This window comes from Mesoflavibacter zeaxanthinifaciens subsp. sabulilitoris, assembly GCF_014191595.1.
GTDB classification, from domain to species: Bacteria; Bacteroidota; Bacteroidia; order Flavobacteriales; family Flavobacteriaceae; genus Mesoflavibacter; species Mesoflavibacter zeaxanthinifaciens.
Genome location: NZ_JACHWV010000005.1, coordinates 271,829 through 284,431, shown reverse-complemented (window position 1 = coordinate 284,431; position 12,603 = coordinate 271,829). Strand labels below are relative to the sequence as shown.

The window sequence follows — 12,603 nt, the reverse complement described above, 5'->3', positions numbered from 1 at the left end:
GAAAGGAGTGCCAAAAGCACTCCTTTTTTTAAATTTGAATGAGCTAAAAAATAAATTTAGTATGGCAAAAATAATTATAGACAAACAAAACGGAGAACTTGCGTTTAGATTAGAAGAGTTGAACGACCTAAGCCAGTTTGATCATTTACAAAGAAGAAATTATTATTCTATCGTTTTGTTATATGGAACTAGCTATGAACTAAGCGTTGATTTTCAAAGTTTTGAATTGCAAGGAGATCAAATGATTTGTTTGGCTCCGTATCAACCTTTCATGATACGTTCTGAAGAAAAGTGTCAGGGTTATTTATTGAATTTTCATCCCGATTTTTTTTGTACATATAGACATCAAAACGAAATAGAGACCGAGGGATTCCTTTTTAATAATTTCCATGGTTTACCCTATTTTACTGTAAACGAGCAAAGCCTATTTCTTAATTTGATTGATCAAATTTCGAAAGAGATGGACAAAGACTCAATCGCTCAGCATGAAGTTCTTGTGGCATTTTTAAAAGTGTTTTTAATAGAAGCGGTCAGACAAAAGAAACAATTTGATCAACAATTTACTCCCAGAACTTCAGATTCAAAAACAGAAATTTTACAAAATTTAGTCGATGCAATAGAGAGTAATTATTGCAAACTCCATTCTCCCCAAGAATACGCAGATGAACTAAGTGTAAGTCCTAAAACTTTAGCCGGTATCGTCAAGAAATATCTCAATCAAACGACTTCATCCTTAATTTCAAATAGGATTATTATTGAGGCGAAACGAGAACTTTATCTAACTTCTAAACCAGTGAAACAAATTGCTGCTTTTTTAGGTTACGACGATGAATTCTATTTCAGTCGTTTTTTTAAAAAGAAGGTAGGAGTATCACCTGATATTTATCGTAAGACAGTTGGTTTTGCTAAACTAGAGTCAAATTAATTACCCACAATGTAAAGATAAAGCGAGTTTCCAATTTTGCATTATCGGTAGTTAAACGAAGTTAGCAGAAAAATTTAATAAAGCCAAGCGATGCTTCATTCTACTTATAAAAATTCATTTCATCTAAATAAGCCCAAACGTTTTCTGGTAGTAAAGGTTTAACGTTTTTGCCTTCTTTTATTGCTTTTCTAACCATAGTAGAAGATATTTCTATAATTGGTGCATCTACACGTGTTATTTTTGGGTGATTATTAAACTGTGTGTCTATTTTACCTTCGCTAATACGTGGGTACACATAAATGGAGTGATACTCTAAAATGGTTTGATAGTTTTTCCACTTATGGAAGCTTTTTAAATTATCCTCGCCCATGATTAAGGCAAAATCGTGTTTAGGATATTTTTCGGTTAAATGGACTAAAGTATTAACAGTGTAATTGGGTTGCGGTAAGTTAAACTCGATATCACTTTCTTTTAACGTATCATAGTCTTTCGTTGCTAGATAAACCATTTCTAAACGCTGGTAATTGTCCAATAGCGTGCTTTTCTTTTTAAATGGATTGTGTGGTGTTACTACAAACCAGATTTGGTCTAAATCGCTGTTTTCTACCAATTGGTTGGCTATAATTAAATGCCCAATGTGTATTGGGTTAAAGGATCCAAAGTATAAACCTATTTTCATAGTTTAGTTAAAAAAGAGACAATTTACTACGCTCAGTTTTATAAATTATTTTTTATGATTTTACAAAAGTACCAACTAAATTTTCTGCTTCTGCTAATGCTTTATCTAGGTTGTCGTTTTCTATTATAATGTCAAAAAGTGGTGCTGTTGCAAGCTCTGCGCTGGCTTTAGCAATACGCATATTTATCTTGTCTTCGCTTTCTGTTTTACGTTTTTTAAGTCGTATTTTAAGCTCGTCTATACTTGGTGGTTTTACAAAAACAGCAAGTGTTTGTTCTGGGAATTTTCTTTTAATACGCAATCCGCCAGATACGTCTATATCAAAAATAACGTTTTTGCCTAATGCCCAAAGTCGCTCGACTTCACTTTTTAAAGTTCCATAAAAATTATCGCGATAAACTTCTTCCCATTCTAAAAAATTGTCGTCTTTTATATGTTGTTTAAAGTCTTTTAAAGATAAAAAGTAGTAGTCTTTACCATGCTCTTCTGTTCCACGTTTTTCTCTTGATGTAGCAGAAATTGAGAAGGCTAAATTTAAATTATCGTCTTTAAGTAAATGTCTTACAATGGTTGTTTTACCTGAGCCAGATGGTGCAGAAAAAACAATTAATTTACCTTGTTTTGTGTTGTCTTTGTCCAATAGATTATGCTTTTATTTTAAAGAACGTTAAGTAATTGTTCTTTAATTTTTTCAAGTTCGTCTTTCATTTGTACGACCAATTGTTGCATTGGTGCGTAGTTGCTTTTAGAACCAATAGTGTTTATTTCTCTACCAATTTCTTGGCTTATAAATCCTAATTTTTTACCGTTGCTATCTGAGCTATTAATACTTTCTGTAAAGTAGTTTAAGTGATTGTTTAAGCGTACTTTTTCTTCAGTAATATCAAACTTTTCTATGTAGTAAACTAATTCTTGTTCAAAACGATTTTCGTCGTACTTTTCTTTAAGTTCTTCAACGCCTTTTTTTAATCGTTCTCTAACACCTTCAATACGTTCTGGATCTATAGCTATTACATGATCTAACAAGTCTGCAATATTTTTTATACGTGCATTAAAATCTGCTTCTAACACTTTTCCTTCGTCTAAACGGTGTTGGTTTAAAGCGTTAATAGCATGGGTTATTTCGGTTTGTATTTGCGTCCATTCGTTTTCGTCAATTTCTTCTCTAACCGTATTTAAGGCATCAGGAAAACGAACCGCCATTTTTAGTAATTCGGTATCATCACCATCAACAACATCTTTTAATTGTTGCATGTATTGTTTAACAACTGGCGTGTTAATTTGCGTAGATGTATCGTCTGCAGTAGTTTCTACATAAATAGAAAAATCTACCTTACCACGCACTAATTGATTAGCAATTTGCTTTCTAATTTCAAGCTCTTTTTCTCTGTAAATAGAAGGCATGCGCGCATTCAAATCTAGGTTTTTGCTGTTAAGAGATTTTAGCTCGATTGTAATTTTTTTTGTTGGCAACTGTAGTACAGATTTACCGTAACCTGTCATTGAATATATCATAAACAAAATGAATTTATTAAGCGCAAAGGTAAGTAAAATGTTAACGCCTAAGAAATACAATTTTAACAGCTTATTTAGATTATTTATTATGCACGCACAGTAAATAATTGTAGTTTTGAAGTTTTAAATTTTTAAAGATGTACAAAAAACAGTTTGAAATTAGGTGGAGTGATATTGATGCTAACAGACATTTAGCTAACTCTGCATATATAAATTTTATGAGTCATACACGTACAGCGTTTTTACATGAACACGGTTTTTCTTTATCAGAATTGGTAAAAGAAGGTCTTGGTCCTGTGGTTTTTCATGAGCATGTACATTATTTTAAAGAAACCTTTTTAGGTTATCCAGTAACAGTAACTCTTGAAGTTTCTGGTCTAAGCGAAGACGGAATGTTCTTTAAATTTGATCATAATTTTTACAATCATAAAGGTGAAAATCTTGCTTTTTGTGAAATTTTTGGAGCTTGGATAGACTTAAACTCTAGAAAATTAACTAATCTACCGGACGATTTATTAGAGTTAACAAAAAGTTTCCCTAAAACTGTAGATTTTAAAATCTTAACAAAAGAAGACTCCAGAAAACATAACAGAACACCAAAAAACCTAAGCTTGTAGTTTAGGTTTTTTGGTAACTAAATACACACCTAAAAAGATTAAAGCAGATGCTAAAATCTTAACGACTGTAACTGCATCGCTTCCCATAATAATTGCAAAAATACCAGCAATTAAAGGTTGCAAGTAAATAAATACGGTTACTGTAGATGCGCGCAAATGTCTTAACGCTAATGGATTTAATAGGTATGTTCCAAATGTAGCACCTACAACTACAAAAATTACCGAAAACCAAATGTAAGGTGTAAACGTAGAGGTATCTACCAAAGTTAAATCTGAATATCCAAACGGTAATACCATAAAAAAACCAAACAAAAACAACCATTTAATAAATGTAAACGGATGGTATTTTTCTGTTAAACGCTTTATTATTATAATATATATACTGTAAGATAACGCATTAATTAGCACCATAATATTTCCTAATAACACATTGTCTCCTGGATTTGGTGATTTACCATAAACTGTTAATATCGCAGCACCAGTAAATCCAAAAATAACACCTAAAACTTTAAGTTTTGTTATCTTTTCATTTAGGTAAAAAGAAGATAGTATTAATACGATAATAGGACTGGTAATCATTATTACCGATGCGTGTATGGGTGTTGTAAGTTCTAGCCCTTTAAAGAAAAATAGCATATTAACAACAACTCCAAATATGGATGCAAGAAAAAAAGTTTTAAAATCTTTAGGTTCTATTTTTTCTTTTGGAGCAAAAAGGCTGACAACCCAAAATAGAATAGCTGCTCCACCAACGCGTAATGCAATAAAACCAAACGGCTTTATGTAACCGTTAGCCATTACGTCTTTTGCAAAAGTAAAGGTTAATCCATACAATAATTGTACTATAAACGCAGCAATTAAAGCAAATATTCTTAGTTTATTCATTTAGTGCTTCTTTGGCTGCTTCTATAGTTTTTTTACTACTACCAACAAAAATTTTGTCGTTAATTACAATAACTGGTCGGCTTAAAAAAGTATAGTGTTCAAGTAAATAATGTTTAAAATCTTTTTCGGTTAGATTTTGGTCCTTTAAACCCATGTCTTTGTATAACTTAGCACGCTTACTAAACAAAGCTTCGTAACTTCCTGCTAATTTTGCTAACTCATCAACTTGTTTTGCTGTTAATGGTTCACTTTTTATTTCCTGAAATTTAAAGTCGTCACTTAAATTCAACTCGTTAATAATTCTTGTGCATGTGTTACAAGTTTTAAGGAAGTAAACGTTTTTCATGATGTTACATTTTTGGCAAATTTCGATTTTTTTTGCAAAAGTTTAATGCTTTTTCTGGCAAAAATTCTGCGAAAGCACAATACACAACATTTTTTTTAAAAATTGAAGTGAAATTAGTTTTAAATAGCATAAATATTTAATTTTATTGAAAATTGAAATACTATGGATTTTGCATTTGATACCACTTTAAAAAGTAGAAAATTTTTAAAAGATTTACTTGAAAATTTAACTTTAGAACAACTTAATAAAGTTCCTGAAGGCTTTAATAATAATATTATTTGGAATGTAGCTCATACTATTGTAACCCAACAATTATTAGTCTACAATTTATCTGCAATACCTATGATTATAAGTGATGAGTTGGTTGAAACGTATCGAAAAGGAACAAAGGTAGAACGTGATGTAACCCAAGCAGAAGTAGATTTAATTAAAGGTTTATTGTTTAGTACTATCGAAAAAACAAAGGAAGATTATGAAAACAGAATTTTTCAAACCTATCATGAATATACAGTAACTACTAAAAGTACTTTAACCAATGTAGATGAGGCTATTGCATTTAACAATTTTCATGAAGGAATCCATTTAGGTTATGTTTTGGCTTTAAAGCGCTGTATTTAAAATTTTAAATAAGAATTTGCTACAACGTATGGTATTGTAAACTCAACAGGCTCTTTACTTAGTGCGCCAAATTCAAAATTGTTGTAAAAGATAATAATACCTTCTTCATTAAACCCGATAGTTTTAGGTAGCTTAAAATCTAAATTTTGAGATTGTAAACCGTTGTGAACGGTCATTAACTCTTTATCATAATATTTTTTAACTAATGCTTTAAACCCATTTAAATCGTTAATTAAATCTTTGGTTTTTAATTCTTTTCCAGTTGCTGGATCAAAATTAAAAAACTTAAAAATCAAGTTGCTGTTAGCTTCTCCGGTTTGTACATTTCCATTCATGGCAATGCAGATAATAAATTCGTTTTGAAAAGAAATTTCTCCATCAATAAACGCTTCCCATTTAGGGAAGTCTTTAGCTACATCTTCAGTAAAAAGTGTTGTAAAGCCTATGTAAGAGGCATTAAAAGCTGTAATGCTTTGGTCTATAGTTAATTTTTTTTCTTTAGCACTATCTACATTTAAAATATCACAAGCAAAATTATTAAGTGATGTATTTATGTTTTTAGCAACATTAGAGTTTCCTTTTGCTTTAGGCATAACAATGTCTACAAAAGTTTCTTTTTCTTTAGAAATATGAATTTCTGAAAACGATAATATCTTTTCTTCTTCACAAGAAAAAAAGCCTATAAAACACAAAAAAAGTAGATAAAAAGTCTTGAAATTATTTATACTGTTAAACATAAACTAAAGCTAATAATGAAGTTTGAATACAACGAATTAAACGTTATTTTTGTTGCAATAATTACAAATTAAGTTGAAAAACATCTGCTTTGCATTCAAAAATAAGAATTATAAATTTTTAGATGATTATTTCAACTTTAAAAACTAAATAAACATGAAATTTAACACAAAAACGATACATGGTGGACAAAAACATGACCCAGCTTATGGTGCTGTAATGCCTCCAATTTATCAGACTTCAACATACGCACAATCTACACCTGGTGGACATAAAGGGTTTGAGTACTCAAGGACACACAACCCAACACGCCAAGCTTTAGAAAACGCTTTTGCTAGTATAGAGAATGGTGAGTACGGATTAGCTTTTGGATCTGGTCTTGCTGCTATAGACGCGGTAATGAAACTTTTAAAGCCAGGTGATGAAGTAATAAGTACAAACGATTTATACGGCGGAACGTATAGATTATTTACCAGTATATTTAAGAATTTTGGAATTAAATTCAATTTTATTGGTATGCAAAACGCAAGTAATATAGAGCATTATATTACAGAAAACACAAAAATTATTTGGGTAGAAACGCCAACTAACCCAATGATGAATATTATAGATATTAAAGCAACTGCAGAGATTGCAAAAAAACACAATATACTTTTAGCAGTAGATAATACATTTGCTACGCCATATTTACAACAACCTTTAGATCTTGGGGCTGATTTGGTAATGCACTCTGCAACAAAATATATAGGTGGACATAGCGATTTAGTTATGGGAGCACTTATTGTAAAAGATAAAGAGTTAGCAGATAAATTATTTTTTATACAAAATGCAAGTGGAGCCGTTTGTGGACCACAAGATTCCTTTTTAGCGCTTCGCGGAATTAAAACGTTACACGTAAGAATGCAACGTCACTGTGAAAACGGAAGAGCTGTTGCAGAATATTTAGCATCTCATCCAAAAATTGAAAAGGTATATTGGCCAGGTTTTGAAAGTCATCCAAACCATGAAATTGCAAAAGCGCAAATGAAAGATTTTGGAGGTATGATAAGTTTTGTTACTAAAGGAAACGACTACAATGAAGCTATTAAAATTGTTGAGAATCTTAAAGTATTTACGTTAGCAGAATCCTTAGGTGGTGTAGAATCTTTATGTGGTCATCCAGCAAGTATGACACATGCAAGTATACCAAAAGAAGAGCGCGAAAAAACAGGAGTAGTAGACTCTTTAATCAGGTTAAGCGTAGGTATTGAAGATGAAGAAGACTTAATAAACGATTTAAAACAAGCTATAGGATAAGAGTAATTATCGTTATAAAAAAAGCCAACTTAATTAGTTGGCTTTTTTTATGATATATTTTGTTTGTTTTTTAATCTAAATAGTAGATATAACCAAAGTTTAACCATACTAACCAATCGTTATACTTGTTAGAGTTTAGGTCGTGATTTAAACCATCAATCCAATCGTTAAAATAGTATTGACCACGAAGGTCTAACATTAAATCAGAAACCATAGTTAGTTTATATCTTACACCAATACTAGATACAACAGACCACGTGCTACCAGAAGAAGGATCTACTGGTTTAGGGAAATCTGCGTCTAAATTAGGGTTAGTAGCGTACCAAGGGGAATAAAAGTTATTCATATTGGTTACACTTTGGTCCCCGTAATTTGTATATACTTTAGGGTTATAAGATACGTAATGAGCGCCAAGACTTACAAAAGGAGCAAACTTATAACCAAAAGCTTGAAAAGAACGAATACTTAAAGGAAAGTATTCTAATTGCATACCAATATCTAAGTTATTTGCCTCACCAGTATGAGCTCTAAGTTTTTGAGCTTCAACACTATTTCTGTAAGGTTGTACCCATTCACCTAAATGATTTAATTTAGTTTTATTCCAAGAAATTTCTGTTCTAAGTTTAAAGTGATCATTAAAAAAATTGTCTGTAGTGTAACAGTTACAATCTGCACGATAAGCAAAGTTTATATAGTGTACTAATCCAATTCCAATACCAGAGTTGCCAGTGTTAGTTTCGGGATCTAAACGTTCTCCAAAATCAGATTTAAAGGCAACAGGACCAGTAATGACACCAATTTCGTGTGAGAAGCCTAACTGAGAAAATGCGGTAGTACTAGTTAAGATAACTAATAAAAACAGTGTTAATTGTTTATGGTTAAGCATAATAAGGCTTTTATTTTAGAGGCTAAATATCCAACAAATATATGAAATCACGATTAACATACAAATAATAAGGATAAAATGAACTAAATATAATTATTTCTTAAAATAAGAAACTTACTAAAACGTTTGCGAAATTTTAAAAATGTGACGTAAATACTTAAAGATAATGTATATTTGCAGTGCAATTTGGCACTTAAAATAAAAGAGTCATAATTTTATTGTAACAATGAAACAAAAAATAGAAGCATTTTTAGATCAAGTAAAAGCAAATAATGGTCATGAACCAGAATTTTTACAAGCTGTACACGAAGTTGCAGAGACTGTAATTCCGTTTATAGAAGACAACCCAAAGTATCAAGATAAGTTATTGTTAGAGCGTATGGTAGAGCCAGAGCGTACAATAATCTTTAGAGTTCCATGGGTTGATGATAAAGGACAGCCACAAGTAAATAGAGGTTACCGTGTAGAGTTTAACTCGGCAATAGGTCCATATAAAGGTGGTTTACGTTTTCACCCTTCTGTAAACTTAAGTATTTTAAAGTTTTTAGGTTTTGAACAAGTTTTTAAAAACTCTTTAACTACTTTACCAATGGGCGGAGGAAAAGGAGGAAGCGACTTTAATCCAAAAGGTAAAAGTGATAACGAAGTAATGCGTTTTTGCCAGTCTTTTATGACTGAATTATATAGACATATTGGACCAAATACAGATGTTCCTGCAGGTGATATTGGTGTTGGAGGAAGAGAAATAGGTTATATGTTTGGTCAATATAAAAGATTAAAAAACGAATTTACAGGAGTATTAACTGGTAAAGGATTATCATACGGAGGATCATTAATTAGACCAGAAGCAACAGGTTATGGTTGTGTATATTTTGCAAAAAATATGCTAGCAACTAAAAACGATTCTTTTGAAGCTAAAACAGTTGTTATTTCTGGATCTGGTAACGTTGCTCAATATGCTTGCGAAAAAGCAACGCAATTAGGAGGTAAAGTAGTAACAATGTCTGATTCTTCTGGATATATCCATGATAAAGATGGTATAAATGAAGAAAAATTAGCATTTATTATGGAGCTTAAAAATGTTAAACGTGGACGTATCCACGAGTATACAGAAAAGTATCCATCTGCTACCTTCCATGAAGGAGAAAGACCATGGTCTGTAAACTGTGATGTGGCTATGCCATGTGCTACACAAAACGAGTTAAATAAAGAAGAAGCTGAAGCTTTAGTAAATAACAATGTAATAGCAGTTGCAGAAGGTGCAAATATGCCTACTACTCCAGAAGCTATAGAGGTATTACAAAAAGCTAAAGTATTATTCTCTCCTGGTAAAGCGTCTAACGCTGGTGGAGTAGCAACTTCAGGTTTAGAAATGAGTCAAAACTCTTTAAGATACAATTGGACTAGAGAAGAGGTAGATGCTAAATTAAACCAAATTATGGATGATATTCATGCATCTTGTGTAGAATATGGTAAAAATGATGATGGTACCGTAGACTACGTTAAAGGAGCTAATATTGCTGGATTTGTTAAGGTAGCAGATGCCATGTTAGCACAAGGATTGGTGTAAATTAAATACTACATAACTAATAAATAAAAACCGCCTATAAGGCGGTTTTTTTATTTTAAGTCAGCTTTACTAAGGTAATTTATATTTCTTTCAACCAATTCTAAAATAACAATATCAGGGTTATTATTTTCAATGTCTTTTTTATTGATTTTAAAGTTTCTTATGTATATAGCATCTTCAAAGGTTTCGTTAAAAAAAGGTATTAGAGCATTAGAAAAAGAATCTCTATAAAGTATTAACTTATAATCTTTACTTTCATTTTTAAAATGAAGAAATTTCTGGTCATCTGATAAAACTTCTATTTTGGAAGGTGTCTTTTTTTCGAAATTTATAACTTCTGTTTTTTCTTTAATGTTTACCATTTGAGTATTGTCTCCTAAAACTTTGAAATCTGTAGAAACTTTATAATCCTTAAGTTCTAGTTTTTGAATGGATATATCTTTTTTGATATAATCTATAATGTGTTGATAAGCTATAAAAGCCCCTAAATCATTCCAATGAGAATCTGTTTTGTAATATAATTGGTTTTCTTTTTTTTCTTTTAGTAAAACAGAATGTAAATCTATTAATTGAGCTGTTGAGTTTTTTTCTAACTCTCTTTTTAAGTGATTATAAAGAGTTTCTTTTTTCTCTAATTGAAATGGTAAATACTCAGAATAAATACTATGTTTATTAGGCGGAAATATAACATAGAATTTTATGTTTTTTGAATTTAGATATTGATTGATTCTGTTTAAGTAATTAATAATTTCTTTTGTTTTATTGTCACCAGTCATCCCAAAGGAATCATAAAAAACATTATTATAATGATTGCCCAAAAAATACCAACCATCTTTTCCTGTTAAATTATAATTTGGTAAAGGTTCTTCTTTTAAAACAGTTTCTTTAAAATTGATGTATTGATTAACAGTTGTTTTTTTAAGACCAAAATTGCCCAAATAATAACTTTTAAAACTTGATAGGCTTTGTGTAGGTTTTTTTATATCAATTTTAGGAAATTTTTTAAATTTTAAATTTTCGTTATCACCAATTTTAGATTCCACTCCAAAAATTAAAACTAAATTAGGTACAATTAATAACAGTAAAAACACTGCTATAAAAAGTTTGTTTTTTATGTTATAGATATTATTCATTTTAAAATCTAAAATAGATAAATGGGTTGTAAGCTTCTGTAGCTATATAATAAAAACAGAGAACAAATAAGAAAATTAACCCTGCATTATAGCATAAAACACTTAGATTGTAAATGCTGTTGTTGTCTTTTAAATTATTAAAATATAATTTTACTTTTTGATAAACAGGTGTAGATAATATTATCCCTATTATTAATGCTGTAATAACTTCTTTGGTTAAGTAAAAGTTTAAAAAGCCAGTATTTAAAGGTGCTTTAAAATCAAATAAGGTATATGTGTAATTAATTGCTTGATTTAGATTTTCACTTCTAAAAATTACCCATCCAACAATAACTATAAGTAGTGTGTAAAAATGAGCAATCCAAGTACTTTGTTTTTTTAAAAAAGATTCAAAACCAATTCTCTCAATAATTAAAAATAAACCATGAAACAATCCCCAAACTATAAATGTCCAATTGGCACCATGCCATAAGCCTGTTAAGAAAAAAACTATGATTAAATTTATATATGTTCTATGGTTTCCTTTTCTATTTCCGCCTAAAGGGATGTATAAATAATCTCTAAACCATTGTGATAAAGTTATGTGCCAACGTCGCCAAAATTCTTTTATAGATTTAGAGATGTATGGATAATTAAAATTTTCAGGAAAATTAAAGCCAAACATTTTACCTAAACCTATAGCCATATCAGAATATCCTGAAAAATCAAAAAATATTTGTAAAGTATAAGCTACAATACCTATCCAAGCAATTAATGCAGAAGATTGATTTTGGGATAGACTAAATGCTGCGTCTGCAAAAAAAGCACAATTATTAGCAATTAGCATTTTTTTTGCTAAACCAATAATAAACCTCTCTATACCAGTAGTAAACTGTTTTATGTTTGTTATTCTGTCTTTTAATTGTTTTTGAACTTGAGAGTATCTAACAATTGGTCCTGCAATTAATTGAGGAAACAAAGTAACATACATCGTAAAGTCAATAAAGTTTTTATTAGCTTTTATGTTACCTCTGTAAACATCTATAGTATAAGACATTGTTTGGAATGTATAAAAACTGATTCCTATAGGTAAAACAACATTTGTAATTAAGTTATTATTAATATTAGAAATAATAAAGTTAGAGTATTTAAAGTAGATTAAAATGCTTAGATTAAATACTATAGATAATATTAAGCCTATCTTTTTTTTCCCTGAATTAATGATTAATCCAGAACTATAATCAACTAATGAAGATAATAGTATCAAAATAACCATCTGTTTTTCTCCCCAAGTATAAAACCCTAAACTTAAAACCAAAAGAATGATGTTTTTCATTTTCTTTGGTGCTAAATAATATAGAGCTAAAGAAAAAGGAAGAAATAGAAATAAAAATATAGGGCTACTAAATAACACAAGAC

General features: G+C 30.2%; 14 protein-coding genes. 5 read left to right on the top strand and 9 right to left on the bottom strand.

Annotated elements, in window-relative coordinates:
- Nucleotides 1-61: 61 nt before the first annotated feature.
- On the top strand, nt 62-925 hold the full coding sequence (locus FHS04_RS09440; protein ID WP_106677149.1) for a helix-turn-helix domain-containing protein: 864 nt from the start codon (nt 62-64) through the stop codon (nt 923-925).
- A gap of 100 nt (nt 926-1,025) precedes the next feature.
- Here the strand turns inward: FHS04_RS09440 and nadD are convergent, their stop codons facing one another.
- Genes nadD through FHS04_RS09425 form a run of 3 tightly spaced genes read right to left on the bottom strand, consistent with a single transcriptional unit; the run spans nt 1,026 to nt 3,119 of the window.
- Entirely contained in the window at nt 1,026-1,604 is a 579-nt protein-coding gene (nadD, locus tag FHS04_RS09435; RefSeq protein WP_106677151.1) for a nicotinate (nicotinamide) nucleotide adenylyltransferase, read from the bottom strand.
- A gap of 52 nt (nt 1,605-1,656) precedes the next feature.
- Nucleotides 1,657-2,244 carry a guanylate kinase gene (gene gmk, locus FHS04_RS09430; RefSeq protein ID WP_106677152.1) on the bottom strand — a complete coding sequence of 196 codons (588 nt, stop codon included), beginning with the start codon at nt 2,242-2,244 and terminating at the stop codon, nt 1,657-1,659.
- Nucleotides 2,245-2,261: 17 nt separating this feature from the next.
- The gene (locus tag FHS04_RS09425) at nt 2,262-3,119 is read right to left on the bottom strand and encodes a YicC/YloC family endoribonuclease (RefSeq protein WP_106677154.1); all 858 of its coding nucleotides are present in this window, start codon (nt 3,117-3,119) and stop codon (nt 2,262-2,264) included.
- A gap of 137 nt (nt 3,120-3,256) precedes the next feature.
- On the opposite strand from FHS04_RS09425, the gene FHS04_RS09420 reads away from it, so the two are divergent.
- Entirely contained in the window at nt 3,257-3,736 is a 480-nt protein-coding gene (locus tag FHS04_RS09420; protein WP_106677157.1) for an acyl-CoA thioesterase, read from the top strand.
- On the opposite strand, the gene FHS04_RS09415 is transcribed toward FHS04_RS09420, so the two are convergent.
- Complete coding sequence (locus FHS04_RS09415) at nt 3,725-4,621, bottom strand: DMT family transporter (protein WP_027879643.1); 897 nt, start codon at nt 4,619-4,621, stop codon at nt 3,725-3,727. The two genes, FHS04_RS09420 and FHS04_RS09415, sit on opposite strands and share 12 nt — an antisense overlap.
- On the bottom strand, nt 4,614-4,967 hold the full coding sequence (locus FHS04_RS09410; RefSeq protein ID WP_106677159.1) for an arsenate reductase family protein: 354 nt from the start codon (nt 4,965-4,967) through the stop codon (nt 4,614-4,616). Before FHS04_RS09410 ends, FHS04_RS09415 begins: the two co-directional genes overlap by 8 nt.
- 162 nt (nt 4,968-5,129) lie before the next feature.
- Here FHS04_RS09410 and FHS04_RS09405 point away from each other — a divergent pair, with 162 nt between their 5' ends.
- Nucleotides 5,130-5,585 (top strand): DinB family protein, encoded by a 456-nt coding sequence (locus FHS04_RS09405; protein WP_106677161.1) that lies wholly within the window; start codon nt 5,130-5,132, stop codon nt 5,583-5,585.
- Here the strand turns inward: FHS04_RS09405 and FHS04_RS09400 are convergent.
- A complete protein-coding gene (locus FHS04_RS09400) occupies nt 5,582-6,322 on the bottom strand; it encodes a DUF3298 domain-containing protein (RefSeq protein ID WP_106677163.1) in 741 nt (246 codons plus the stop codon). The two genes, FHS04_RS09405 and FHS04_RS09400, sit on opposite strands and share 4 nt — an antisense overlap.
- 154 nt (nt 6,323-6,476) lie before the next feature.
- Here FHS04_RS09400 and FHS04_RS09395 point away from each other — a divergent pair, with 154 nt between their 5' ends.
- Entirely contained in the window at nt 6,477-7,616 is a 1,140-nt protein-coding gene (locus tag FHS04_RS09395; protein ID WP_106677165.1) for a cystathionine gamma-synthase, read from the top strand.
- 70 nt (nt 7,617-7,686) lie between these two features.
- Here FHS04_RS09395 and FHS04_RS09390 read toward each other — a convergent pair whose 3' ends face one another.
- Nucleotides 7,687-8,502, bottom strand: a complete 816-nt coding sequence (locus tag FHS04_RS09390) for a THC0290_0291 family protein (protein WP_027879638.1) — start codon at nt 8,500-8,502, stop codon at nt 7,687-7,689.
- A gap of 226 nt (nt 8,503-8,728) precedes the next feature.
- On the opposite strand from FHS04_RS09390, the gene gdhA reads away from it, so the two are divergent.
- Nucleotides 8,729-10,072: an NADP-specific glutamate dehydrogenase gene (gdhA, locus tag FHS04_RS09385; protein ID WP_106677167.1), complete on the top strand. Its 1,344-nt coding sequence runs from the start codon at nt 8,729-8,731 to the stop codon at nt 10,070-10,072.
- Between the two features lie 50 nt (nt 10,073-10,122).
- Here gdhA and FHS04_RS09380 read toward each other — a convergent pair whose 3' ends face one another.
- Both FHS04_RS09380 and FHS04_RS09375 read right to left on the bottom strand, forming a co-directional pair.
- A complete protein-coding gene (locus FHS04_RS09380) occupies nt 10,123-11,205 on the bottom strand; it encodes an alginate O-acetyltransferase AlgX-related protein (RefSeq protein ID WP_106677169.1) in 1,083 nt (360 codons plus the stop codon).
- A 1-nt stretch (nt 11,206) separates the two neighbouring features.
- Entirely contained in the window at nt 11,207-12,520 is a 1,314-nt protein-coding gene (locus tag FHS04_RS09375) for an MBOAT family O-acyltransferase (protein WP_221184975.1), read from the bottom strand.
- Nucleotides 12,521-12,603 lie beyond the last annotated feature (83 nt).